We start from the raw sequence: 23,091 nt of genomic DNA on the forward strand, positions 1-23,091 counted from the left end.
GGGGTGGCGCAGAGTGCGTAGCTGAGGCAACCATCGGCCAGGAGGTGTCATGACCGGCGAGGAAATCGTGCTCGGTCCCCTACCGAAGGGGATCACGCTCGCCCAGGAGGGTATGCGCAACAAGGTGTGGAACGTGCTCGGGCACACCTACTCCATGAAGGCGGCCAGCGAATCGAGCTTCGCGTTCGAGACCCTCGACCCGCCCGGAACCGGCGTCCCGCCGCACGTGCACCCGACGCAGGACGAGCACATCTACATCCTGGAAGGCGTGTTCACCCTCTACCTCGACGGCGCCTGGGAAACCGCGGGCCCCGGCGACACGGTCCGGATGCCCAAGGGCCTGCCCCACGCGTACTACAACCGCAGCGAAGGCATCACCCGCGGACTGTTCTGGGTGAGCCCGGCCGGACGGCTCGCCGAACTGTTCGACAAGCTGCACAACCTCGAGGACCCGGCCGAGGTCGTCCGGCTATCGGCGCTGCACGACGTCGACTTCCTGCCGCCGGGTTCGGTGGAGGGCGCCTGAACCCTCACTTGTTCACCTGCTGCTGCGAGCCCCCCGAAGCCTGCGCGTAGCCGGTGACGATCGTCTCGAGCGTCGCCGCATCGATCACGTCTTCGAGGCGGGAAAAGCCGTCCGGAGCACGACGTTCGACCTCGTCGATCACGTTCTCCGGCCCGCCCTGGCGGTTGCGGAGCACGATCTCGCCGGTGGCCGCGAGGCGATCGGCCTGGTACGCCGCGAGTGCCTCGGCGGGATCGGCGTGGCGCGCCAGGTTGTGGCCGAGACTGGTGGCGTCGAGAATCGCTTGGCCGGCGCCGTTGGACCCCATCGGGTACATGGGGTGGGCGGCGTCGCCGAGCAGCGTCACGCGTCCGTGCGACCAGGCGGGCAGCGGGTCGCGGTCGCACATCGGGAACTCGAAGATCTCCTCGGTGGCCTCGACCAGCGCGACGTGGTCGACCACCGGCGACCGGAACTGCCCGAGGTAGCGGGCGAGCTCGGCCCGGTCGCCGGGTTTGGCCCAGTCCTGCCGCTCCGGCGGGGCGGCACCGGGCTGCCCGGTGCGGATGCAGACGGCCCAGTTGGTGAGCCGGGTGCCCGTGCTCCGGCCCGGGGCGATCGGGTAGATCACCAGCTTCGCCGCGGTGCCGCCGGCGACGATCATCGACCGTCCGCCGCCGAACTCCGGCCAGTCGGTGGCGCCGCGCCACATCAGGACGCCGTTCCAGCGGGGCGGGCCCTCCCCCGGGAACAGCAGCGACCGCACAGCCGAGTGGATTCCGTCGGCCGCCACCAAGACGTCGCCGGAAACCGTGACCTCCGTGCCGCTTCGCCGGTCGGCGAAATGCGCGCGGACCCCGTGGGCGTCCTGGTCGAACCCGGTCAGCCGGTGCCCGGTCTGCACCGCGTCGGGGCCGAGCCGGTCCCGGACCGCGCGCAGCAACATGCCCTGCAGCCGGCCCCGGTGCAGGCAGAACTGGGGAAGCGTGAAGCCCGCGTCGAGCCCGCACGGCCGGCGCAGGATCACCTGCCCGAGCCGGTGGGTGTAGAACAGCTCTCGGGTACGGATCCCGACTTCGTCCAACGCGTCGAGCAGCCCCAGCGCCGCGAGCTCCTTGACCGCGTGGGGCAAGGCGTTGATCCCGACACCCAGCTCGGAGACCCGCTCGCTCTGCTCGTGGACGACGCACTCGATGCCCTCGTGGTGCAGCCGCAACGCCGCGGTCAGCCCCCCGATCCCCGCTCCGACGATGACGACCTTCACGGCCACCTCCCCTGGTCCGACGTCAAAGGCCAGCATCACGGAGACGGGAGATCCGCACCACCCCCCGAGCGGTGGTGGTGCGGTGGCGGGTCGGCGCCGAGTCGCTCGGGCCGCGCGCGTGCAGCTCGCTGCAAAGCCGTCGGCTGCGGCCGCATCGCGAGCTCGCCGCCCGGCCGCTACGGCGATCATTCCAGACAGTTGGCGACGTCAAACATCGCCGTGACCTGTGCAGACTCTGCGGAGTTACGCCAAGCGGGTTACCGTCGGCACAGGCACTCACTCAGTGTGCCCACCCGCGCCCCCAGCGCCGAGGGGAGGCTGTCGTGACGCCGGTAGCCCGCAACGCGAGATCCCGAGTGCCGGCGTGGGTCGACCCCATGCTCGCGAAGCCCGACGGTGGCTGGCTTCCGTCGGGTCCGCAGTGGGTCTACGAGCACAAGCTCGACGGCTACCGCTGCTGTCTGCGGGTGGCGCCCGATGGGACGACGGCGCTCACCAGCCGCAATGACAAGGACATGACGGCAGAGTTCTCCGAGCTGACCTCCGTGTTCGGTACCGCACTGGACGGCGAGGCAGTGGTGCTCGACGGCGAGGTCGTGGTCTACAACGAGGCCGGCCAGGTTGATTTCGAGCTGCTGCAGCAACGCCGGGGCCAGTTCCAGCGCCAGCCCAAGGCGTCACTCGTGCCCCCGCGGTTCCTCGCCTTCGACGTGCTGCAGCTCGGCGGCCAGGCACTGCTGGACCAGCCCTACGAGACACGCCGACGGTTGCTCACCGGGCTGCCGATGCCGGACCCGTTCCGCCTCGCGGTCGTGCCGGCGTTCACCTTCGACGAGCTGACCGCCGACCGGCTCACCCCGCAAGCCCTCCTCGACCGCGTCGCCGCAGACGGCCTGGAAGGACTGATCGCCAAGCTCAAGACCTCCACCTACCAGCCCGGACACCGCACCGACACCTGGCTCAAGCACCCCTTGATCCAAACCGCCGAAGGAATCGTCTGCGGATGGCGACCTGGCCAGCGCAGCTTCTCCGGCATCCTCGGCGGACTGCTGCTCGGCGCGCATGACCCGCAAACCGGCGACCTCGTCTACATCGGCGACGTCGGCACCGGGTTCTCGACGAAGGAACGCGCCCGGCTCCAGGAACTGCTCAAGCCCCTTGAACAGCGCACCCACCCCTTCGCCGCAACCCCGCCCCGCGAAGACACCGTGCGCGCCCGATGGGTAACTCCGCAGCTCGTTGGCGAGGTCGTCTACCGGCAGTTCACCCGCGGTGCCGGCCGGCTGCGGCACACCGCGTGGCGCGGCCTGCGCACCGACAAGCCCCTCTCCGCCGTGCTCGTTCCCGCTCCCACTCGCCCTCTTTCCGCGAGCCCGAAGCCGCTCCAGGAACCCGCGGCAGCGCCCATCGATCTCGGCGAGCGCGTCACCGTGCAGGTGGAGCACCGACGGCTCACACTGTCCAACCTGGACAAAGTCCTGTATCCGGCTGACGGGTTCACCAAAAGCGAGGTAATCCACTTCTACAGCCAAATCGCCCCCCTGCTGCTGCCCCATCTGAAGGACCGGCCGATCACCTTCGTCCGCTGGCCCGACGGCGTCGAAAGCCAGCAATGGTTCGAGAAAAACGTCCCTCGGGGCGCTCCCCCGTGGCTGCGCGCCGCGGAGCTGCCCAGCACCGGCTCACGCGCCCCGGGCAAAACCATCCATTACCCGCTCATCGACGATCTGCCCGGCCTGGTATGGGCGGCAAACCTCGCCGCGCTGGAACTCCACGTTCCACAATGGAAGGTCGACGCCGGCGGCCATGGGCTGCCCGACCGGCTGGTGTTCGACCTCGACCCCGGCCCCGGCGCCTCCCTCGTCGAATGCTGCCGCGTCGCCGAACGCCTGCACGACGTCCTCGTCGCCGAGGGCCTGCAGCCCTACCCCAAAACCTCCGGGTCGAAGGGCATGCAGCTCTACGCCGCCATCAGCACCACCGATGCGAAAGCCCCCTCCGCCTACGCGAAACGAGTCGCGCAGCTCTTGGCCCAGCAGACCCCGGACACAGTCACCACCGTCATGGCCAAAGCCGCACGAACCGGACGGGTGTTCATCGACTGGAGCCAGAACAACCCCGCCAAGACCACCATCGCCCCCTACTCCCTACGCGGGCGCGAAAACCCGACCGTCTCCACACCGGTCACCTGGGACGAAGTCCACGCCTGCCGTGAACCCGCCCAGCTCACCTTCACTGCCGACAACGTCCTCGACCGCGTGAGCGACCTCGGCGACCTCCTCGCCGCGCTCGACGAGCACCACCCGCCGCTCCCCGCCGGTTAGCGACTCGCCGCGGCCAGGCCGGCGACACGGCGTCAACCGCAGACCTTTCCAGCTCGGTAGCCGAAAAGTAGTTCTGGACGCTTGTCGTCGAAGTGAACGACGGTGCCGACGTCGCCGGTCATGGTTTGCCCGTGATCCGGACGGTCTCTCCGACCTTGAAGTCCTCCCTGACGAACGAGGCTGACCGGGGAACCTGATCACGGCATATCAGCGGCACCAGCTGTCCTTGTGCGGGGCTCGCCCAGGTGGGCCAGGACACGGTGTCGATCCTGGTCGGAGCGCGATACGCACAGCGGGTCGGCGGGTAATTACCGGGAGAACCACTGACGTAGGAGGAGGCGTCCGTGTCCCACCCCGACCATCCCGCACCCGAGAGCCTGAGCAGCGTACTGGGGGCGCTCGCGCGGACCTTGCAGGCCGAACCGGACGTCGGCTCGACCGTCGCCGCGATCGTGAAGGCCGCGGTGGACCACATCGCCGGTGCCGAGCACGCCGGGATTTCCCTGGTCGAAAGCGGGCAGGTCCGGACCGTCGCCCCGACCAGCGAGGTCGTGAACACGGTCGACGAGATCCAGTACCGCACCGGCGAAGGCCCGTGCCTGGACGCGATCGCCCAGCATGAGATCTTTCGCACCAGCAACCTGCTCGACGAAACTCGCTGGCCGGCGTTCACCCCCGAGGCAGCCAAGGCCGGTATCCGATCCATGCTGTCCTACCGGATGTTCGTCAACGACGACACCCTCGGCGCCCTGAACCTCTACTCCACGCGCCTCAACGCGTTCAGCGACACCACCGAGCAGGAAGGCCAGGTGTTCGCCACCCACGCCGCCGTCGCGCTCGTCGGCGCCCAGACCGAAGCACAACTGCACGCCGCGATCGAATCCCGCGACGTGATCGGCATGGCCAAAGGCATCCTCATGCAACGCCACGACATCGACGCCGTGCAGGCGTTCCGCATGCTCGTCGAATCCTCAACATGAAGCTCCACGAGATCGCCACCTGGCTGGTCGACCACCGCCGCGAAATCTGACCGGCCGCGACCGGCGGACGACGACCCCGTACTCGTCACGCACCACATGGACGCCCTTTCGCGCCTTCGCCATGGGACGCCCGGTCTTTTCCGCGTCGCCCGCGGTCCTGGCCGTGTTGGAGGCCCGCACATTGCCCTCCAGGCGGTTCTTCCACAACCCGGTCTCGAAGTAGGTCTCCACCCCGTCCGCCATCGCCCGATCCTCCCGCTCGCCGAGATCGCCAGGTGGATACCCGCCACGCCGGCGACCACACGTTCTACCGCTGGACGACCCTCCGCCTGAACTGCGGCACTGCCACCGCATTGGCGGCCGTTCATTTGCGCACCGCAACTGTCTTGATCCAACCGGTGGCTTCGGCGAAGCGGGCGAGCGCGTAGACCACCACCGAGCGCTCCCCCGCCTCCAGCTGGTCCAGCACCGAATTCAGCACCCGACGGCGTTCCTCGTCGACGCGATCGACGAGTTGGCGGCCTTTCGCAGTCGGAGCGAGCAGCGTCTCGCGCTTGTTCAGTGGGTTCGGTGCTTTCTGGAGCAGCCCCAGAGAAACCAGCCGGTCACACGCCCGGGTGACCGTTGACGGGTTCATCGTCAGCTCCTCGGCAACCCGGCCCATCGTGACCGGCGTGCGTTCGGCTGCCACGCGCAGCGCACGGAACTGCGTAAGAGTCAGCTGCCCAGTCACGTTCTCGACGCTGGAGTCCGCGATCGCCACCATCGCCCGCAGGGCGGCTAGCGCGGCACCGGAATCCGGCGAAGAATTTTGCGTCACGCAAGTATGGTAAGGCCGGAAAGCGGGTACAGCGACCTCAGAGGCGTGAAAAGACGCAATGACGAGGAGCTGTCATGACCCAGACCGTCGGCGACTACCTGCTGCAGCGGCTGCGCGAGTGGGACGTCGAGCAGGTGTTCGCGTATCCAGGCGACGGGATCAACGGCATCGTCGCCTCGTTCGGGAAGGCGGACAACCACCCACGGTTCGTGCAGGCGCGCCACGAGGAGATGGCCGCGTTCGCGGCGGTCGGCTACGCGAAGTTCAGCGGTCGCCCGGGAGTCTGCCTGGCGACGTCCGGTCCGGGGGCGATCCACCTGCTCAACGGGCTTTACGACGCGAAACTCGACCACGTGCCCGTGGTGGCCATCGTCGGACAGACCGCGCGCAGCGCCATGGGCGGCAGCTATCAGCAGGAAGTCGACCTGCAGACGCTGTACAAGGACGTCGCGAGCGAGTACCTCGTCGAGGTCAACGTGGCCGAGCAACTCCCCAACGCGCTGGACCGCGCGTTCCGCACCGCGATCGCGGGCCGCTGCCCCACCGCGCTCATCATCCCGGCCGACCTGCAGGAAGAGCCGTACTCGCCGCCGCAGCACGCGTTCAAACAGGTGCCCTCGAGCCCGCCGAGCACCTCGTGGCCACGGCCGGTGCCGCCAGAAGCCGACCTCGACGCCGCCGCCGAGGTGCTCAACGCGGGTGAAAAGGTCGCCATCTTGGTCGGCCAAGGCGCCCGCGGCGCGGCGGCCGAAGTCCGGCAGATCGCGGAGGTGACCGGGGCCGGGGTGGCGAAAGCGCTGCTGGGCAAGGATGTGCTGCCCGACGACCTGCCGTGGGTCACCGGCGCCATCGGCCTGCTCGGCACCCGTCCGAGCTATGAGCTGATGCGCGACTGCGACACCCTGCTGATCGTCGGCTCGAACTTCCCGTACTCGCAATTCCTCCCGGACTTCGGCCAGGCCCGAGCCGTGCAGATCGACCTCGACGGCCGGTTGATCGGGATGCGCTACCCCACCGAAGTCAACCTCGTCGGTGACGCCGGCGCGACCCTGCGCGCGCTGCTGCCCAAGCTGGCGAGCCGGGAAGACCGCTCGTGGCGCAAGAAGATCGAGAAGAACGTCGCGTCGTGGTGGGACACCGTCGACCGCGAAGCCGCCGTCGACGCCGAGCCCGTCAACCCGATGACGATCGTCTCCGAGCTGTCACGCCGGCTCCCGGACAACGCGATCATCACCGCCGACTCCGGCTCCTCCACCAACTGGTACGCCCGCAACCTCCGCATCCGCGGCAACGTCCGAAGTTCCCTGTCGGGCACCCTCGCCACGATGGGACCGGGTGTGCCCTACGCCATCGGCGCCAAGTTCGCGTACCCCGACCGGCCGGTGATCGCGCTGGTCGGCGACGGCGCCATGCAAATGAACGGCCTCGCCGAGCTCATCACCATCGCCCGCTACCGGCACCTGTGGACCGACCCGCGTTGCGTGATCTGCGTTTTCCACAACAACGATCTCAACCAGGTCACGTGGGAGCTGCGCGCGATGGGCGGGGCTCCGAAGTTCGAGGAATCGCAGAGCCTGCCCGACGTCGACTACGCCGGCTTCGCGCTGTCGCTCGGGCTGACCGCGGTCACCGTGGACAGGCCGGGGCAGCTCGGCGCCGCCTGGGACACCGTGCTCACCGCGGACAAGCCCGCGGTCCTCGACGTTCGCTGCGATCCCGAGGTGCCGCCGATCCCGCCGCACGCCACGTTCGAGCAGATGAAGTCCGCCACCGAGGCCGTGCTCAAGGGTGACCCCGACGCGATGCACCTCGTGGTGCAGGGCGTGAAGACCAAGGTGCAGGAGTTCCTCCCGGGCCGGCGGGACAAGTGACGCGCTGCTCGCCCGCCGTCGAGCAGATCACGGCCCGGGCCTATCGCGTGCCGACCGAGACGCCGGAGGCCGACGGCACGCTCGAGTGGGACAGCACCACGATCGTCGTGGCCCACATCCAGGCCGGCCCCGTGCGCGGCCTCGGCTGGACCTACGCCGACGCCGCGTGCGCGCCACTGATCGAGCGGACGCTCGCGCCCGCCGTCCTCGGGGCGCCGGTGGCCAACGTCCCGGCGTGCTGGGCGGCGATGCAGCGCGCGATCCGCAACCTCGGCCGGGCGGGTCTGGTCTCTTGCGCGCTGTCCGCGGTGGACATCGCGTTGTGGGACGCGTCGGCGCGAGCACTGGACGTGCCGCTGAGCCGGCTGCTCGGGCGCGTCCACGACAACGTCGCCGTTTACGGCAGTGGCGGGTTCACCACCATGACCGACGAGGAGCTCGCCGATCAGCTTGAAGACTGGGCGGTACGGCAGCGGATCCCGCGCGTGAAGATCAAGATCGGGGAGGCGTGGGGCACCCGCGTCGAGAAGGACCTGAAGCGGGTGCAGCTCGCGCGTTACGTCCTCGGCAGCGCTGCCGCCTTGTTCGTGGACGCCAACGGCGCCTACTCCGTGGGCCAGGCGCGCCGGCTGCTGCAACCGCTGCGGGACGCGGACGTCACTTGGTTCGAGGAACCCGTGTCCAGCGACGATCTCGCCGGGCTCGCGAGCTTGCGCACGCCCGGCGGGCCCGACATCGCCGCCGGCGAGTACGGCTACGACCTGCCGTGCTTCGCGCGGCTGATGCCCGCCGTCGACTGCCTGCAGATCGACGTCACGCGGTGTGGCGGCTACACCGAATGGCGCCGCGCCGCCGCCCTCGCGGCCGCCGCGAACCGCGAGGTGTCCGCCCACTGCGCGCCGAACCTGTCCGCGCACGCGGCCGTGGCGACGCCGAACTTCCGGCACATCGAGTGGTTCGCCGACCACGACCGCCTCGAAAACCTGCTCTTCGACGGCTGCCTCGACCCCGCGGGCGGCACCGTCACCCCGTCGCCGGCCGCCGCCGGCCACGGCCTGGCGCTGCGGGCCGACGTCGCGGCCGAGTACCCGGCCTGAAGGAGGACCCCGCGATGACCCGAGTGGACCTGCCCGATCCCGTTGCCCACCACCCCCCTGTGCCGGACGTCGACCTGACCGCGCTCGCGACGGCGTTGCGCGGGCGCGTGCGCGGCGAGGTGCGGTTCGACGACGGAACCCGCGCCGCGTATTCGACCGACGCGTCGAACTTCCGCCAGGTGCCGCTGGGTGTGGTGGTGCCACGGTCGCCGGACGACGCGGTCGAAGCGCTGGCGATCGCCCGTGAATTCGGGGCGCCGGTGCTCTCGCGCGGCGGCGGCACGAGCCTCGCCGGCCAGTGCACCAACACCGCGATCGTGCTCGACTGGTCGAAGTACTGCACGAAGCTGGAGTCGGTGGACGAAGCGGCGCGCACGTGCGTGGTGCAGCCGGGGATCGTTCTCGACGAGCTGAACCGGCAACTCGCCGGCACCGGGCTGCGGTTCGGCCCGGAACCGGCCACGCACATGAACTGCACGCTCGGCGGCATGATCGGCAACAACTCCTGCGGCGCCACGGCTCAGCGCGCCGGCAAGGTCGTGGACAACATCGCGGCGCTGGAGGTCCTGCTCGCCGACGGAACCCGGTTCTGGTGCGGCAGGACAACCGACGAGGAGTACGCCGAGATCGAACGCCGCGGCGATCCGCGTGCCGCGGTCTACCGGCAGCTGCGCCGCCTGCGCGACGAGTACGCCGAGCAGATCCGCCGCCGTTTCCCCGACATCCCGCGGCGCGTGTCCGGCTACAACCTCGATTCCCTGTTGCCGGAGCACGGCTTCGACGTCGCAGGCCTGCTCGTCGGGTCGGAGTCGACTTTGGTCACCGTGCTGCGTGCGGAGCTGAAGCTGGTGCCAGTGCTGCCTGAGCGGACGCTCGTCGTGCTCGGCTACCCCGACGTCGCCACCGCCGCCGATGCCGTGCCGAAGATCCTGCCGCACGAGCCGATCGCGCTGGAAGGCGTGGACCACAAGCTGATCCGCGACCAGCAACTCAAAGACATGAACCCGCAAGCGCTCGCCGAGATGCCGGCGGGCCGCGCGTTCCTCATGGTCCAGTTCGGCGGCAAGACCCGCGAGGAAGTCGAACACCGGGCCCACGGAATGCTGGAAGCGTTGCACGACACCGAGCACGAAGCCGACGTCGCCTTCCTCGACGACCCGGCGCGCGAGAACGAGCTGTGGCAGGTGCGTGAAGCGGGCCTCGGAGCGACGGCGCACGTCCCGGGCAAGGCCGACACGTTCGAGGGCTGGGAGGATTCGGCGGTCGCGCCCGAGCGGCTCGGCGAGTACCTGCGAAAGCTGACCGCGCTGTACGAGGAATTCGGTTACGCCAGCGACACCGGCCCCAGCCTGTACGGCCACTTCGGACAGGGCTGTGTCCACACGCGGATCCCGTTCGACCTCTACACCGCCGACGGCGTGGCGACCTACCGCCGGTTCATGCACCGCGCGGCCGACCTGGTCGCCGGGCTGGGCGGCTCGTTGTCCGGTGAGCACGGTGACGGCCAGTCGCGCGGCGAGCTGCTGCCGAAGATGTTCGGCACTGAGCTCGTCACCGCGTTCGGCCGGCTCAAAGGGATCTTCGACCCGGACGACCGGATGAACCCCGGCAAGGTCGTCGCGCCCTACCTCCTCGACGAGAACCTGCGCCTCGGCGGCACCTGGTCTCCGGCGGACCCCCAGGACCTCTACTTCCGTTTCCCCGACGACGGCGGCTCCTTCGCCCAGGCCGCCAACCGCTGCGTCGGGGTCGGCCGCTGCCGCCAGCACGACACGTCCTCCGGCGACGTGATGTGCCCGTCCTACCAGGTAACCGGCGAGGAAGAGCACTCCACGCGAGGCCGGGCCCGCTTGCTCTTCGAGATGCTCCACGGCCACAGCGACAGTCCGATCAACGACGGCTGGCGCTCGACCGAGGTGCGCGACGCCCTCGACCTGTGCCTGGCGTGCAAGGGCTGCAAGACCGACTGTCCGGCCAATGTGGACATGGCGACGTACAAGGCCGAGTTCCTTGCCCACCACTACAAGGGCCGCCCGTGGCGCCGGCCTCGTTCGGACTTCACGATGGGCTGGCTGCCCGCGCTCGCCCAGGTCGTCGGTCGGCTACGAGCCGGGAAGCTCGTCAACGCGTTCACGCACACTCCCGGCCTCGCGCGGCTGGCGACCCTCGCGGCCGGCGTCGAGCACCGCGAGATCCCGGCGTTCGCCGGGAAAACTCTGCAGCAGTGGTTCGCCCGGCACCGCCCGTCCGGCGATGGTGCGCGCGGCACGGTCCTGCTGTGGCCGGACTCGTTCACCAACCACTTCCACCCCGACGTCGGGCGAGCCGCGGTTCGCTTGCTGGAGGACGCCGGGTGGCGGGTGACCGTGCCGGCGACGCCCGTGTGCTGCGGGCTCACCTGGGTCTCCACCGGCCAGCTCGGCGTCGCGAAGCACATCCTGCAGCGAACCGTCCGGGAGCTGGTGCCGCACTTGCGCGACGGAGGGCTCGTTGTCGGCGTGGAACCCAGCTGCACCGCGGTCTTCCGCTCCGACGCGGTGGATCTTTTCCCGGGCGACCAGGACGTCCGGCGGCTGCGGAACCAGACCGTGACCCTGGCCGAGCTGCTCACCGAACACTCTCCCGGCTACCGCCCGCCGCGCCTCGACGCGAAGGCGCTCGCCCAGGTCCACTGCCACCAGCACGCGGTCCTGGGCTGGGATGCCGACCGGCGTCTGCTCGAGGCCGCCGGCGTCGACGCGGAACAGCTCGGCTCCGGCTGCTGCGGCCTTGCGGGGAACTTCGGCTTCGAGAAGGGGCATCGTGCGGTCAGCGAAGCCTGCGCGGAACGGGTGTTGCTCCCCCGGGTCCGCGACGCCGAGACCGGCACCGTCGTGCTCGCCGACGGCTTCAGCTGCCGCACCCAGCTCCACGAACTCGACACCGGCGGCCGTGAAGGGACACATCTCGCCCAGCTGCTCGCGTCGGGCCTCGACCAGCCTCCGGAGCCGCCTCGGCGACGCAGGCGCGCAGCGGCACTGGCCGCAGGGCTCGCGCTGGGCGCGGCGGGAGGCGCGGTGGCCCGCCGGGCGAGGACGCGATGAACACCCGGGCCGTGGCGGTGGCGCGGGCCGGATGGGGCACGGCGTTGCTCGCGGTGGCGAGAGTCGTCGAGGAGGACCAAGCGGCCGCGGTACTCGCCGCGTTGGGGGTGCGGCACGTGGTCCAGGCAGCGGTGACGCTGAGGTGGCCGCACAGCGCCGCCACGCGGCGGGCGTGGCTCGTCGACTGCGCCCACAGTCTGAGCATGCTCGGGCTCGCCGGGGTATCGAGGCGGTGGCGAGGGCCGGCGGCCGCCGGCGCGGTGACGGCGGCGGCATGGGCGGCCGCGTCCCGGACCGCGAGCAAGTGACTGAACGGAGGATCCCCATGTCTGACAACCCTGTAGTGGTCGTGACCGGTGCCAGTGGTGGCATCGGGCGGGCGGTCGCCCGCGCATTCGGTGCGCGGCACTGCAAAGTCGCACTGATGGCCCGCGGTCGCAAGGGACTGAGTGCGGCCGCCGAGGACGTCCGCCGCGAGGGCGGCACCTCGTTGCCCCTCGAAGTGGACGTCGCCGACTACGACCAGGTGGCCGCGGCGGCCAAGCGGGTGGAGCAGGAGCTCGGGCCGATCGACACCTGGGTGAACGTCGCGTTCACCTCGGTCTTCGCGCGGTTCTCCGACATCCGGCCCGAGGAGTTCCGCCGGGTCACCGAGGTCAGCTACCTCGGATACGTGCACGGCACCATGGCCGCGCTCAACCACATGAAACCCCGCGACCACGGCACCATCGTGCAGGTCGGCTCCACGCTCGCCTACCGCGGAATCCCGCTGCAGAGCGCCTACTGCGGCGCGAAACACGCCATCCAGGGCTTCAACGAAGCACTGCGCTGCGAACTGCTCGCCGAGCACAGCGGCGTGCGCGTGACGATGGTGCAGATGCCCGCCGTCAACACCCCCCAGTTCACCTGGGTGCTCTCCCGCCTGCCACGCCACGCCCAACCGGTGCCACCCATCTACCAGCCCGAGGTCGCCGCCGACGCGGTCCTTTACGCAGCCGACCACCCGCGCCGACGCGAATACTGGGTCGGCGCCAGCACCGTCGGCACCCTCCTCGCGAACGCCCTCGCCCCAGGAGTCCTCGACTGGTACCTCGCGAAGACCGGGCTCAAGTCGCAGCAGACGAAGCAACCCGCACCCGCCGACCAGCCCGCCAACTTGTGGCAGCCGGCCGACGGACCGCACGGCCACGACTTCGGCGCCCACGGCGAGTTCGACGGCCGGGCCGCGCCTCGCACCGTCCAGCTCTGGGCCAGCCGGCACCACGGGCTGCTCGCCGCGGCGGGCGGCGCGCTCGCGGCGACGGCGGCCGGGGTGTGGCGGCGGACCCGGGCATGAGCGACTGGCTCGACTTTCCGCCGCACGTCCTGCGCGAGTACGCGCTGTTGGCCGACGGCGAACGCGGCGCGTTGTGCGGCCCCCGGGGCGACATCGCCTGGTTGTGCGCGCCCGGATGGGCCGACAGCGCCGTGCTGTCCACGCTCGTCGGCGGCCGCGGAAGCTACTCCGTCAGCCCGGCCGGCCCGTGCGTGTGGGGCGGCTACTACGAACCGGGCACGCTGATCTGGCACAACCGGTGGGTCACCACGAACACGGTCGTCGAATGCCGTGAAGCGCTCGCCTATCCCGCCGACCCGCGCCGGGTCGTGCTGCTGCGGCGGATCGAAGCCGTGGAACGCGACGTCAGCGTACGGGTACAGCTCGACCTGCGCGACGGCTTCGGCGGCCGCTCGATGCGTGAACTCTCCCTGGGCGACGACGGCGTGTGGACCGCCCGCACCGGCGACCTGCGCCTCCGATGGCGAGGGGCGCACGCCGCGCGACCCGACGACGAGGGCCGGCTGCTCCTGGACGTCGACCTGCCGGGCGGAACCACTCACGACCTCGTCCTCGAAATCAGCCCCGATCACCTGCCCGACCCCACCGACCCGAATGCACTGTGGGCGGCGACCGAGCACACCTGGCACCAGGCCGTGCCGCGGCTCGAGGACACCGTCGCACCGCGCGATGCCCGGCACACGTACGCGGTGCTGCGCGGCCTGACCACGACCGCCGGCGGCATGGTCGCCGCCGCCACCCTCGGTCTGCCCGAACGCGCCGAAGCCGGGCGCAACTACGACTACCGCTACGTCTGGCTGCGCGACCAGTGCTACGCCGGGCTCGCCGCCTCCGTCACCGAAGGCCACCCGCTGCTCGACGACGCCGTCGCGTTCACCTCCGCGCGCTTGCTCGAACACGGCGACAGGCTCCTGCCCGCCTATCGCACCGACGGCCGGCCACCACCGGAGGAAACCCCGCTGCGCCTGCCGGGCTACCCGGGTGGGAACCCGATCGCCGGCAATCACGTGCGCGGCCAGTTCCAGCTCGACACCCTCGGTGAACTGCTGCAGCTCTACGCCGCCGCGGCCCGCCACGACCGGCTCACCCCCGATGCCGAACGCGCGGCCGACCTCTGCGTCGATCTCATCACCCGCCGCTGGGACCAATGCGAAGCCGGCGTGTGGGAATTGCACAACGACTGGTGGACCCACTCCCGCCTCACCTGCGTCGCCGGGCTTCGCGCCCTCGCCGCGCAGCGGTCCGCGGCATCCGCGGCAGAGCTGTCCGGCCTTGCCGACCGGCTGCTCGCCGAGACGGCTCGCCGCTGCACCGACCATCGGGGTGCCTGGCAGCGCGCGCCCGGACTGGCCGGCACCGACGCCGCACTGTTGCTACCGCCGGTGCGCGGCGCCTTGCCCGCCACCGATCCGCGCACGATCGCCACCCTTGACGCCGTCCACGCCGACCTGTGCGAAGACGGCTACGTCTACCGCTTCGCCCCTGACGATTGCCCACTCGGCGAGGCCGAAGGGGCGTTCCTGTTGTGCGGGTTCGTGATGGCCCTCGCCCGCTGGCACCAAGGGGACGGCGTCGGCGCGTTCCGGTGGTTCGAACGCACCCGCGCCGCCTGCGGCCCGCCGGGCCTGCTGGCCGAGGAGTACGACGTGCGCCAACGTCAGCTGCGCGGAAACCTGCCGCAGGCGTTCGTCCACGCCCTCCTGCTCGAAACCTCCCACCGCCTGGCGCACGAACCGCTGTCGTGAGGACGTTCGCCGCCCGTCCGCGTGATCGGGCCGCCACGAGAACGGCTGCACGATCAGACGCAGCCCCGTTTCGCAACCGACACGGCTTGGTCGCCGAAGCGTTCACAGAAGCGCGCGAGCAATGCGACTGCCGATCAGCTCGGCGAGCCGATCCGCCATGCTCACGGCGACAGCTCCATCTGCCTCGCACGCGGATTCGAGTTCGGCCGGAACAGCGTGCTGCTCGCCCGGCGCATCGCCTCGACGGTGAGGGCGAACCTGCCCAGTAGCTCTTCACCGAGGTGGCTCAGTTTTCCGTGGAAGGCCTCCCTCAAGCACTCATCGTATTTTTCGCAAGCGGAGCGCCGGCCCTGGAGCAGCGTTCGCGATCCGTCGTGCCGCCCTGCAGGCAGGCCGGGGGGAGACTCCTGCCGGCGGGGCCCGACCGCGGCCGTCGAACAGCGCCGCGATTCGCGACCCAGCACCGGCGCACGGCTCCTCGAACACTCGGCCTGGATGACCGCAGTCTGCAACCGCTCAGCTTTGGAGTCCACTTCGGACACTCAAGCGGCGACGGCGTGGGGCTTCTCACCCGGCTCTTGACCCAGCACGGACTCCGCCTGCGCGAGCACGGTGTCGATGTCCCGCAGCTGCGCCTCGGTCCGCCGGACGGCCGCGTCGGCTTCGGCGCGCAGCGCGGCCGCACGTTGCCGGGCGGCGAGGACGACGTCGTCGGCTTCCGCGTGTGCGAGGGCGAGCAGTCGGCTCACCTTGCCGCCGAGCACGGCGGGGTCGCCGGGCGTGCGGCACAGCCGGTCGATCTGCCTGCGCAGCACGGAGATCTCGGCGCGCGCCTGCGCCAGCCGGTCGGCGAGCACCTCGGCCTGCGACTGCGCGGCGTCGCGGTCGACTGTGATCAGGCGCAGTTCCTCGTGCAGCTCGGCGAGCCGGTCGTCGACCTGCGCGCGGTCATAGCCGCGCAGCGTCAGAGCGAAGCTTTCGGGCAGGGAGAACGTCACTATGCCCTCCCACTCAGCAGGGTGGCGAGTTCATCGGCGCGACCCGCGCTCCGCAGCCGCACCGGATCGGGCGTGCCGAGCGTGTGGTCGTCGGCGAGCACGGCGGCGACGAACCGGGCCACCTCGCCCGGCCGCGGCGCCACGGTGGTTCCGAGGTGGCGCACGACGATGAGATCTTCGCCGGAGTGGGTCTCGATCGCGGCGGCCCAGCCGCGTTCCTCATCCCACAGCAGAGCGAAATCGCGGTCCGGATAGGACGGGTGGCGCTGGTCGAGCGCGAGGTAAGCCGACAGCGGTGTGGCGTGGTCGAGCGTGCAGGACTCGAGGCCGATGCCAAGTTCGGCGGTCACGGCACGCAGATAGGCGGTCAGCGCGGGGGCGGCGGGGTGGTGGCCGGTCGAAACGTCGAGCGATGCGGTCACGGGAGCCGGGTCCTTTCTCCGAGACGGGAGGGCCGGGCCGCGCGGCCCGGCCCTCCCGGTATCAGCGGTTCATCCGGTGATCGGTCAGGTGGTGATCTCCTTGCGGTCGGTACCGGCGCTCACGGAGATGCGGCGTGGCTGCGCGGTCGCGGCGACGGGAATCCGCACCGTCAGCACGCCGGCCTCGTACCCCGCGGAGATCTTCGTGGTGTCGAGGCCGTCGCCGAGCAGCAGCTGGCGGGAGAACACGCCGTAGGGCCGCTCGGAGACCTGCATCCGCGCGTCGTCGCCGGTGGGCAGCGGGCGCCGCTCCGCCTTGACGGTCAGCACGTTGCGCTCCACCTCCAGCTCGATCGCGTCGGCGTCGACGCCGGGGAGGTCGAAACAGGCCACGAACTCGTCGCCGTCGCGGAAGGCGTCCATCGGCATCGCGGCGGGCCGGGACCACGTGCCCGGCGAAGCGCTGCCCAGCAACTGCTGCGTGAGCCGGTCGAACTCGCGGAACGGATCGGTGCGCATCAACATCGGGCTCCACCTCCTGAGGTCGTCGGGTTTGTCAACGCGCAGAACTGTTCTAACATGTCATCGGATAGTTGACAAGTGCTGAGTCATCGGAAGGTTGACGCGATGGACGAGGTGGACCTGCTGGCGCTGATCGCCGGAGCTGTCACCGATGCGCGCTCCGGCAGCGCCGACGGCGAAGGACTGCTCGCGTCCCTCAGCGCGCTGCACGCGCTGCGGGCGACGTTGACCAAGTGGGAGCCGGAGCTGATCACCGCGGCGCGCGCCGCCGGCGTGAGCTGGACCGCGCTGGCGCCGGCGCTGGGCGTCACCAGCCGGCAGGCCGCCGAACGGCGCTACCTGCGCCTGCAGCCTTCGACCACAGGGGAAGCCACCGGCGAGGAGCGCATCGACGCGCAACGGGACCGGCGCGCCGGAGAGCGCGCGGTCTCCGAGTGGGCCCGCGGCAACGCGGCTTCCCTGCGCCAGCTCGCCGCGCATGTCACCGCCGCGGAAGGCATGTCGGCCGCGGGCCGGCGGGCCGCGGCGGGCGTCGCCAAGGCGCTGGCGGAGGACGATGCGTCGGCCTTGCTGGCGCCGCTCGGGGAGACGCGGCGGCACCTGGCGGCCGACCACGCGGAGCTGGCGGCGCGCGTCGGTGAGCTCGGCGAGGAGACCGTGCGCGTGCGCGACGAGGCGATCTCCGACCGGCGCCGCCGCACCCACGGCTGACGTGGTCGTCAACCGACGAGGACGGCGGGATGACCGTGCGGATCCGGAACAACGTGGTCGTCGCAGGACGTGAGAGCGGGCCGGCCGTGCTGCTCGCCCACGGGTTCGGCTGCGACCGGAATCTGCGGCGACTGGTGGCCCCGGCGCCGGCGCTGCGGCACCGCGTGGGTGCTGTTCGACGCCCGCACGCCACAGCGGTCTCGAGGGCTGCGCCCAGGACGTGCTCGACGTCTGCCACGAGCTGGACCTGCGCGACGTCGTCCTCGTCGGGCACTCAGTCAGCGCCATGCCGTGCTCGCCGCCGTGCTCGCCGCCAACACCGAACCGGACCGGTTCGCCGCGATGGCGCCGGTGATCATGAGCACGCCGGCACGCCCCGAGCTCGGCGAGGAGCTGAAGAACTCCTTCTGCCGCAGCCAGGACGCCATCGCTCCCCAGGCCCGTCGGGCAGATCACCCACCAACAGCGCGCCGGGAGCGTGCTGGTGACGCTCGACGCGACGGGCCACTGCCCCCACCTCAGCGCCCCCGATACACCACGGCGGTGATCACCGCGTTCGTGGACGGCTGATCCGCGTTCACGGCCGAGTCACGCCGAGCCGGGTAGCTCCGCCGTGGGCGCGATTCGCGTCTTCGAGTCAGCCCGGGCGCGGCGGTCCATCGGTCCCCACTCCCGGGAACCTTGCCCGTGCACCAGGCGGCGCGCTTCGCGCAGCACGCTGTCGGCCACCCAGGCCAGGGGCTGGGCGTCGACGACCAGGGGCTCGTTGTCGGGCCCGCGAGCGATCTCGCGACCGCGCAGCACCCAGGGACGCACGCCCGGGCCGCGCAGGTCACGCAGGTGCCCGTAGTCGTACAGGCGTCGGGCGAGCCACAACCGCACCGGGCGGTCACGCCACCAGGACTCCGTCCGCAGCGGGTTGGCCGACAGGCCCGGCAGCGAGATGCCGGTGAGGCCGTCGAGACTTGTGGGATCGCGGTCGTCGTCGGCGAGGTCCGTGTCGGGGCCTCGCGACCAGCGCACATACAAGTCGTCGCCGCCTTCGGACTCGAACAGGCGGGCCAAGCCCGCGAGGTCGTAGACCGTGGGCAAGTGCGTGCCGATGCGAGTCATGCTGCCCCGTTACCCCCCGCGACCGTGTGCGAAACACAGTGGTTCGTCACATTCCCGATCCGAGAGCCCGGGACAATGGGCGATGGGCGATGGGCGATGGGCGATGGGCGATGGGCGATGGGCGATGGGCGATGGGCGATGGAACCGACTACCCGACATCGCGCGCCCGACGGCGCCCTGTACGGCTCGGGCGAGGGCCGCCGCCCGCGAACGTCGGCGAGCCAGGGACGCCGGCCGGCGCGTGGTCGGCGAGCAGCGCGAGCGTGGCCGCGGCTGACGATCACTCCGCCTCCTCGGCGACGGCCGCGGCTTCCTGCTCGCCCATCGCCTTCGTGTCGCGCGGCGACAGGATCGGCTCGCTTTCGTCGCCGCCGCGCGCCTGGAGCCGGCGACCGCGGGCGAGCTCCGCGTCCAGCTCGGCGCTCAGCAGCACGGCGAGGTTCGAGATCCACAGCCACGCCAGGAACACGATCACCCCGGCGAGCGAGCCGTAGGTCTTGTTGTACAAACCGAAATTCGCCACGTACATCGCGAAGCCCACCGACGCCAGTACCTACCAATCCCGGCCACCTCCGTCTCCGCCGCCGCGGGACATACCCCCGGTCCCGCCGCGGAAACCACCACACCCCAATGTTTGTCCGGCGGACGCGCGGGAATCACCGGACTGCGGCCGCTGCGGTGCCGTGTCCCGAAGGTGAAAAGGAGAAATCCATGGCCACCGGAGAAACCGGTTTCGACGACGTCAGCTTCGACCTCATTTCCGTGCAGTACCACGCGCTCAAGGCCGGCCACGACTACGGCCAGTATGTCCGCGACGCCGACAACGCGGACCGCCAGGACATCGCCGACTTCTTCCGCCGAGTGATGGAAGAGGACTCGGCGCGGGCCAAGCAGTGTCACGAGTACATGAAGGAACTCTCGGGCAGCTCCGCTTCCGGCCCGGCGGTTTCCTGACGCGGCCGGGCGGGAGGCGCCCGGGATGGTGCCTCCCGCCCGTTCTGGTTGACCTGCGGGTCGGCCCGGCCGAGGGCAGGACGTCCGGGCGGGTGACTGATCACCCGGCCCGAGCCGCCGCCTCGACGACGAAGGCGAACCCACCGATTACGATCTCGAGCTGCGCCCCCGACACTCACCACCGCGATCGTCGAGCTACGAGCGTGAGGGTCAGAGGATGGGCACACCACCCGCGACCGCGACGCGCGCGCCGAACGCGATCGCCACCGCGCGGCCGGATGCCGCTGCCCGCTCCGGTGATCAGCGCGGCTTTGCCGGTCGGCTTCCCGGAGCCGCGATGGGTGTGCTCGCCGTGGTCGGGCGGGGTCACGGCCTCGGGCGACCCGGGTGGGCTCTGCTGCTGAGCGGGCTGGGACACGGCCGGGTCATCTCTTCTCGGATGCACCTGGTGGTACTCGCCCGCGCCCACCGCCACCGGCCGCACGGCAGGCCAGCTCCCGCGCGGTGCGTTCCTGTTCCTCGTGGTCGGCGGCGCCGTCTGCCTCGTGCTGTGGCTCTACGGCCTCCTCATCGACCACGGCAGCGACGCGAACTTCGTGCCCGTCAACAGCGCGGTCCACTGTGGACATCGCCGGCGCCCGGTCGGCTCCGGGTGCCGGCGCTCCACGTCGAACGTCGAGTCGTGCGCTCGACCCACATGCCCTCTGTTTCTCGCCGAGCCCTCAGCCTGTCGTCAAGTTCTCCTCCACGCGATCGGCCAGCGCGTCGAGCACGCGGGTCGCCGAGTCCTCACCGCCGCTCCAGGTGAGGCGCAGCACCACGCGGCTGGCGCCCGCGCCCGAGCCGGTGATCGTGAACAGCGCTCGGCCACCGGGCCAGTCCACGGCCACGTCCGGAAGGTCCGTTTCGCAGCGCACCTCGTCCGCACCGGCGCCGACGACGTCGGTGAGCCAGCCCCGGACCTGATCGGGATCGGTGACAGTGTTGGCGACGACCTCGGGCAGTGCGGCAACTCCGCGAACCGCTTCGACGGTCTGCACAGCATCCTCCTTCACACTCGGCGCGGCGGTCGCCGAACGGGTACCCACCACGAGGAGAAGCACACTCGCCGACCGGGCCGAGGTCTGCCGCGCGGCAGCCGATCTCGCGGAGCCGGCCGCGTTTCCCGAGCTGATCACCGGGTAATCACCGCCGGGTGACCGAGTTCACCGGCGGCGACGGCTCCGGCTCACTCGGCGGTATTTGTTCAAGCCAGCCTGTCCGCTGACCGCGGCCACGACCAGGGAGGCGCCATGCCGGACGACCGGCGCGTGTTGCGGGACCTCGAAGCCGACCTGCGGCCGAACTCGTTCACCACACGGGCGTTCGCCGTCCGCGCCGCCGCGGAGCGGGTCAGCTGGCGTGCCGTGCTCGTGTTCGCCGAAGTCACCGCTGCGCTGGCTTTCGTCACGGGAGTGTTCGGTGCCGACGGCGGGCTGGCGTTCGGGAGTTTCCTCGCCGGTTGCGCTCTGGGGTTTCTGCACACTGCGCGGCTGGCGCGTTGACCGCTTTCGCCGCCCTGCCAACGCCATTCTCGGCGCACGGGCAAAAGTAGCCGGCTCCGGGACCGTCGCCGCGTTTAGTACTGGCCGCACGCGGTAGCCGGAGGAACCGGGCCCCGAAGACGGAAGGTGATGATCCCCATGACCGCACCCGGACCTGAGCCGGACGAAGTTCCCGGCCTGGAACCCGGGGGTTCCGTGACCCCGGGCGACACCCCGCCCGACGCCGGGCAGACCTCGGGACTGTCCCACCCACAACCCATGCCGTCACGCAAACTGCCGATCGCATGGCTCGTCGCTGTGGCAGTCCTCGTGCTCGCGGTCGCCGCGTTCTTCGTATTTCGCGCCTTCGGCGCCGGCTGAGCGCGAACCTCCGCCGGGCAGCACCCGCCGACACGGCGGCAGTTCGGCAACCCGCAAGACACGCACGGCCGACGCGTCATCGGCGCCCCGCGGCAAAGTCCGCAGGGCGCCGGTGTTCAGGCCGCGTCGTCGAACTCGAAGTGCAGGCTGTCGGCGCAGCGCTCGTACTTCTGCTCCATCTCTTGCAAGCTCTTCGCAGCGATGAGGAACTGCGCGAGCTCGTAGGAATAGCTGTCCTGCTCGGGCAGATCCGAAAGCCGCTGGCCCTCCTGCGGCGACACGCTGACCCGGACGCCGTCGATCTCGTTCTGCAGTGCGCTGATCTCCTCAGCCGTCGGCACGCGGGTCACCACAGCGTCGCCGGAGAATCGGCGCAGGTACCAGCGGCCAGCGATGCCGTAGGGGCCTGCGCCGGAGCGGTGGCGTGGGCCCTGGCCGAGACCGAGGCGGACCATGAGGTCGTGGTTGGCGAGGCCGTCGACGAGCTCGAAGAGCTCCGCGTGCGACTGCGAGTGCCGCGGGTTGATCTCGAGCAGAGCCACCTGTCCCGACCGCGGATCACAGAAGAACTCGATGCTGAAGGTGCCGTTGTCGAAGCCGATGCGCCGCATCACGCGCCGCGCGACGTCCGCCATGCGCCGCTGCACCTCGGCCGGCAGCTGGGAGGGGTACTGGTGGCGCAGGAACGACGAGCTGTCGGGGTAGTCGATCGAGTCGAGCGCCGCGTACACGGTCACCTCCCCCTGGTACACGTACCCTTCGACCGCGGCCTGCACGCCGTGCAACTCCTCCTCGGCCAGGCACGCCGCCCCGCCGACCGCGGCGATCTCCGGTGGCAGCTTGACCTTCCCGAGTACCTCGTCGAACGGGTCACCGACCCGGCCCACGCCAGCACGGATCTTGTCGACCGCGGCGGCGAACTCGGCTTCATCGGTCACGTGGAAGGCGAGCTCGGAGGAGAACGCCTTCACGGGCTTGAGCCACAACGGGTACGCGACGCCCTCGGGCACCTTCGGGTCGGCAACGTCGAGGTTGACGATCCCGAAGTGCGGCAGCTCGTCGATCACCTCACGTTGTTCCAGCCGGCTCCAGTACTTGTGCTCGCACTTGAGGATCGCCTCGAGCGGCACGTGCGGCAGGCCGTGGCGCTCGCACAGCAACGGCACGAGCGAGGCCGCCGGGAAGTCCCAGAAGCTCACGATGGCGTCGATCGGGCCGTCGAAGGTGTCGAGTGCCGCCGTGGCCTTGTCCAGCAGAGCGCCGACGTCGATGTCGCCGTGCTGGAGTTCGTCAGGGGTCAGCAGCCCGTGGAAGCGGTACTGGCCGGCCTCGGGCAGGCGTCGCAGCACCCGCGCGTTGTCCTCGTCGAGGCCGACCACGAAGATGTTCGCCGTCATCGGTTCGTAGCTCCTGTTCGTTCCGGTGGGGCTCGTCCCGTTCCG

Annotated in this window: 24 protein-coding genes and 3 pseudogenes; 15 read left to right on the forward strand and 12 right to left on the reverse strand. The window is 70.7% G+C overall.

Translation table 11 applies throughout. The features are described from left to right. Window positions 1–49: 49 nt before the first annotated feature. A complete protein-coding gene (locus AB0383_RS43805) occupies window positions 50–526 on the forward strand; it encodes a cupin domain-containing protein (RefSeq protein ID WP_364175867.1) in 477 nt (158 codons plus the stop codon). A 4-nt stretch (window positions 527–530) separates the two neighbouring features. Here the strand turns inward: AB0383_RS43805 and AB0383_RS43810 are convergent, their stop codons facing one another. Further along, window positions 531–1,769 carry a flavin-dependent oxidoreductase gene (locus tag AB0383_RS43810; protein WP_366190348.1) on the reverse strand — a complete coding sequence of 413 codons (1,239 nt, stop codon included), beginning with the start codon at window positions 1,767–1,769 and terminating at the stop codon, window positions 531–533. A gap of 377 nt (window positions 1,770–2,146) precedes the next feature. Between AB0383_RS43810 and ligD the strand changes: the two genes are divergently transcribed. Together ligD and AB0383_RS43820 are read left to right on the forward strand one after the other, a co-directional pair. After that, window positions 2,147–4,093, forward strand: coding sequence for a DNA ligase D (gene ligD / locus AB0383_RS43815; protein WP_366190366.1), 1,947 nt, complete (start codon window positions 2,147–2,149; stop codon window positions 4,091–4,093). A 344-nt stretch (window positions 4,094–4,437) separates the two neighbouring features. Beyond that, window positions 4,438–5,073 carry a GAF and ANTAR domain-containing protein gene (locus AB0383_RS43820; protein ID WP_364175873.1) on the forward strand — a complete coding sequence of 212 codons (636 nt, stop codon included), beginning with the start codon at window positions 4,438–4,440 and terminating at the stop codon, window positions 5,071–5,073. Here the strand turns inward: AB0383_RS43820 and AB0383_RS43825 are convergent. Next, on the reverse strand, window positions 5,065–5,427 hold the full coding sequence (locus AB0383_RS43825; RefSeq protein ID WP_364175876.1) for a DUF2188 domain-containing protein: 363 nt from the start codon (window positions 5,425–5,427) through the stop codon (window positions 5,065–5,067). The two genes, AB0383_RS43820 and AB0383_RS43825, sit on opposite strands and share 9 nt — an antisense overlap. A 10-nt stretch (window positions 5,428–5,437) precedes the next feature. Then, a complete protein-coding gene (locus AB0383_RS43830) occupies window positions 5,438–5,839 on the reverse strand; it encodes a MarR family transcriptional regulator (protein ID WP_364175879.1) in 402 nt (133 codons plus the stop codon). Window positions 5,840–5,967: 128 nt separating this feature from the next. On the opposite strand from AB0383_RS43830, the gene AB0383_RS43835 reads away from it, so the two are divergent. From AB0383_RS43835 to AB0383_RS43860, 6 genes are read left to right on the forward strand one after another with little or no spacing between them, the layout of a single operon-like run. Then, window positions 5,968–7,764, forward strand: coding sequence for a thiamine pyrophosphate-requiring protein (locus AB0383_RS43835; protein ID WP_364175882.1), 1,797 nt, complete (start codon window positions 5,968–5,970; stop codon window positions 7,762–7,764). Then, entirely contained in the window at window positions 7,761–8,861 is a 1,101-nt protein-coding gene (locus tag AB0383_RS43840) for an enolase C-terminal domain-like protein (protein ID WP_366190349.1), read from the forward strand. The genes AB0383_RS43835 and AB0383_RS43840 overlap by 4 nt, the downstream gene beginning before the upstream one ends. A 14-nt stretch (window positions 8,862–8,875) precedes the next feature. Beyond that, entirely contained in the window at window positions 8,876–11,944 is a 3,069-nt protein-coding gene (locus tag AB0383_RS43845; protein ID WP_366190350.1) for an FAD-binding and (Fe-S)-binding domain-containing protein, read from the forward strand. Further along, complete coding sequence (locus tag AB0383_RS43850; protein ID WP_364175889.1) at window positions 11,941–12,252, forward strand: hypothetical protein; 312 nt, start codon at window positions 11,941–11,943, stop codon at window positions 12,250–12,252. Before AB0383_RS43845 ends, AB0383_RS43850 begins: the two co-directional genes overlap by 4 nt. A 17-nt stretch (window positions 12,253–12,269) precedes the next feature. Beyond that, entirely contained in the window at window positions 12,270–13,280 is a 1,011-nt protein-coding gene (locus AB0383_RS43855) for an SDR family oxidoreductase (protein ID WP_366190351.1), read from the forward strand. After that, window positions 13,277–15,025 carry a glycoside hydrolase family 15 protein gene (locus tag AB0383_RS43860; RefSeq protein WP_366190352.1) on the forward strand — a complete coding sequence of 583 codons (1,749 nt, stop codon included), beginning with the start codon at window positions 13,277–13,279 and terminating at the stop codon, window positions 15,023–15,025. The genes AB0383_RS43855 and AB0383_RS43860 overlap by 4 nt, the downstream gene beginning before the upstream one ends. Before the next feature lie 161 nt (window positions 15,026–15,186). Here the strand turns inward: AB0383_RS43860 and AB0383_RS43865 are convergent, their stop codons facing one another. From AB0383_RS43865 to AB0383_RS43880, 4 genes are all read right to left on the reverse strand, one after another. After that, window positions 15,187–15,339, reverse strand: a complete 153-nt coding sequence (locus tag AB0383_RS43865) for a hypothetical protein (protein WP_364175898.1) — start codon at window positions 15,337–15,339, stop codon at window positions 15,187–15,189. 228 nt (window positions 15,340–15,567) lie between these two features. Then, window positions 15,568–16,023 (reverse strand): hypothetical protein, encoded by a 456-nt coding sequence (locus AB0383_RS43870; protein ID WP_364175900.1) that lies wholly within the window; start codon window positions 16,021–16,023, stop codon window positions 15,568–15,570. Continuing rightward, a complete protein-coding gene (locus tag AB0383_RS43875; RefSeq protein ID WP_366190353.1) occupies window positions 16,023–16,445 on the reverse strand; it encodes a DUF6292 family protein in 423 nt (140 codons plus the stop codon). The genes AB0383_RS43870 and AB0383_RS43875 overlap by 1 nt, the downstream gene beginning before the upstream one ends. Before the next feature lie 84 nt (window positions 16,446–16,529). After that, window positions 16,530–16,970, reverse strand: a complete 441-nt coding sequence (locus AB0383_RS43880; RefSeq protein ID WP_364175906.1) for an Hsp20/alpha crystallin family protein — start codon at window positions 16,968–16,970, stop codon at window positions 16,530–16,532. A 102-nt stretch (window positions 16,971–17,072) separates the two neighbouring features. Between AB0383_RS43880 and AB0383_RS43885 the strand changes: the two genes are divergently transcribed. Both AB0383_RS43885 and AB0383_RS43890 read left to right on the forward strand, forming a co-directional pair. Continuing rightward, window positions 17,073–17,678, forward strand: a complete 606-nt coding sequence (locus AB0383_RS43885; RefSeq protein ID WP_366190354.1) for an HSP18 transcriptional regulator — start codon at window positions 17,073–17,075, stop codon at window positions 17,676–17,678. A 291-nt stretch (window positions 17,679–17,969) separates the two neighbouring features. Next, entirely contained in the window at window positions 17,970–18,248 is a 279-nt protein-coding gene (locus AB0383_RS43890) for a hypothetical protein (protein ID WP_366190355.1), read from the forward strand. Between the two features lie 18 nt (window positions 18,249–18,266). Here AB0383_RS43890 and AB0383_RS43895 read toward each other — a convergent pair whose 3' ends face one another. After that, window positions 18,267–18,791 (reverse strand): DUF6098 family protein, encoded by a 525-nt coding sequence (locus tag AB0383_RS43895; protein ID WP_366190356.1) that lies wholly within the window; start codon window positions 18,789–18,791, stop codon window positions 18,267–18,269. A gap of 280 nt (window positions 18,792–19,071) precedes the next feature. Next, window positions 19,072–19,344 (reverse strand): annotated as a pseudogene (locus AB0383_RS43900) (YhjD/YihY/BrkB family envelope integrity protein); the annotation flags it as partial. A 158-nt stretch (window positions 19,345–19,502) separates the two neighbouring features. Between AB0383_RS43900 and AB0383_RS43905 the strand changes: the two are divergent. Continuing rightward, window positions 19,503–19,745: an acyl carrier protein gene (locus tag AB0383_RS43905; protein ID WP_364175918.1), complete on the forward strand. Its 243-nt coding sequence runs from the start codon at window positions 19,503–19,505 to the stop codon at window positions 19,743–19,745. A gap of 252 nt (window positions 19,746–19,997) precedes the next feature. Here the strand turns inward: AB0383_RS43905 and AB0383_RS43910 are convergent. Beyond that, window positions 19,998–20,163 (reverse strand): annotated as a pseudogene (locus AB0383_RS43910) (NAD(P)-dependent oxidoreductase); the annotation flags it as partial. 82 nt (window positions 20,164–20,245) lie between these two features. On the opposite strand from AB0383_RS43910, the pseudogene AB0383_RS43915 reads away from it, so the two are divergent. After that, a pseudogene (locus AB0383_RS43915) lies at window positions 20,246–20,353 on the forward strand (DUF4383 domain-containing protein); the annotation flags it as partial. A gap of 114 nt (window positions 20,354–20,467) precedes the next feature. On the opposite strand, the gene AB0383_RS43920 reads toward AB0383_RS43915, so the two are convergent. Then, a complete protein-coding gene (locus AB0383_RS43920) occupies window positions 20,468–20,785 on the reverse strand; it encodes a hypothetical protein (RefSeq protein ID WP_366190357.1) in 318 nt (105 codons plus the stop codon). Window positions 20,786–21,037: 252 nt separating this feature from the next. Between AB0383_RS43920 and AB0383_RS43925 the strand changes: the two genes are divergently transcribed. Continuing rightward, window positions 21,038–21,289, forward strand: a complete 252-nt coding sequence (locus tag AB0383_RS43925) for a hypothetical protein (protein ID WP_364175923.1) — start codon at window positions 21,038–21,040, stop codon at window positions 21,287–21,289. A gap of 138 nt (window positions 21,290–21,427) precedes the next feature. After that, on the forward strand, window positions 21,428–21,649 hold the full coding sequence (locus AB0383_RS43930; protein ID WP_364175925.1) for a DUF6480 family protein: 222 nt from the start codon (window positions 21,428–21,430) through the stop codon (window positions 21,647–21,649). A 116-nt stretch (window positions 21,650–21,765) separates the two neighbouring features. On the opposite strand, the gene AB0383_RS43935 is transcribed toward AB0383_RS43930, so the two are convergent. Further along, window positions 21,766–23,046, reverse strand: coding sequence for an ATP-grasp domain-containing protein (locus tag AB0383_RS43935; protein WP_366190358.1), 1,281 nt, complete (start codon window positions 23,044–23,046; stop codon window positions 21,766–21,768). Window positions 23,047–23,091 lie beyond the last annotated feature (45 nt).

Source organism: Amycolatopsis sp. NPDC051373 (assembly GCF_040689465.1).
In the GTDB taxonomy this organism is placed as follows: domain Bacteria; phylum Actinomycetota; class Actinomycetes; order Mycobacteriales; family Pseudonocardiaceae; genus Amycolatopsis.

What these genes read in the sequence shown, in the direction of transcription:
- AB0383_RS43805 (WP_364175867.1), top strand. Translation starts at nt 50, where the DNA reads ATGACCGGCGAGGAAATCGTGCTCGGTCCCCTACCGAAGGGGATCACG.
- ligD (WP_366190366.1), top strand. Translation starts at nt 2,147, where the DNA reads ATGCTCGCGAAGCCCGACGGTGGCTGGCTTCCGTCGGGTCCGCAGTGG.
- AB0383_RS43825 (WP_364175876.1), bottom strand. Translation starts at nt 5,427, where the DNA reads ATGCGGTGGCAGTGCCGCAGTTCAGGCGGAGGGTCGTCCAGCGGTAGA.
- AB0383_RS43830 (WP_364175879.1), bottom strand. Translation starts at nt 5,839, where the DNA reads ATGGTGGCGATCGCGGACTCCAGCGTCGAGAACGTGACTGGGCAGCTG.
- AB0383_RS43835 (WP_364175882.1), top strand. Translation starts at nt 5,968, where the DNA reads ATGACCCAGACCGTCGGCGACTACCTGCTGCAGCGGCTGCGCGAGTGG.
- AB0383_RS43845 (WP_366190350.1), top strand. Translation starts at nt 8,876, where the DNA reads ATGACCCGAGTGGACCTGCCCGATCCCGTTGCCCACCACCCCCCTGTG.
- AB0383_RS43850 (WP_364175889.1), top strand. Translation starts at nt 11,941, where the DNA reads ATGAACACCCGGGCCGTGGCGGTGGCGCGGGCCGGATGGGGCACGGCG.
- AB0383_RS43855 (WP_366190351.1), top strand. Translation starts at nt 12,270, where the DNA reads ATGTCTGACAACCCTGTAGTGGTCGTGACCGGTGCCAGTGGTGGCATC.
- AB0383_RS43860 (WP_366190352.1), top strand. Translation starts at nt 13,277, where the DNA reads ATGAGCGACTGGCTCGACTTTCCGCCGCACGTCCTGCGCGAGTACGCG.
- AB0383_RS43880 (WP_364175906.1), bottom strand. Translation starts at nt 16,970, where the DNA reads ATGTTGATGCGCACCGATCCGTTCCGCGAGTTCGACCGGCTCACGCAG.
- AB0383_RS43885 (WP_366190354.1), top strand. Translation starts at nt 17,073, where the DNA reads ATGGACGAGGTGGACCTGCTGGCGCTGATCGCCGGAGCTGTCACCGAT.
- AB0383_RS43895 (WP_366190356.1), bottom strand. Translation starts at nt 18,791, where the DNA reads ATGACTCGCATCGGCACGCACTTGCCCACGGTCTACGACCTCGCGGGC.
- AB0383_RS43905 (WP_364175918.1), top strand. Translation starts at nt 19,503, where the DNA reads ATGGCCACCGGAGAAACCGGTTTCGACGACGTCAGCTTCGACCTCATT.
- AB0383_RS43925 (WP_364175923.1), top strand. Translation starts at nt 21,038, where the DNA reads ATGCCGGACGACCGGCGCGTGTTGCGGGACCTCGAAGCCGACCTGCGG.
- AB0383_RS43930 (WP_364175925.1), top strand. Translation starts at nt 21,428, where the DNA reads ATGACCGCACCCGGACCTGAGCCGGACGAAGTTCCCGGCCTGGAACCC.
- AB0383_RS43935 (WP_366190358.1), bottom strand. Translation starts at nt 23,046, where the DNA reads ATGACGGCGAACATCTTCGTGGTCGGCCTCGACGAGGACAACGCGCGG.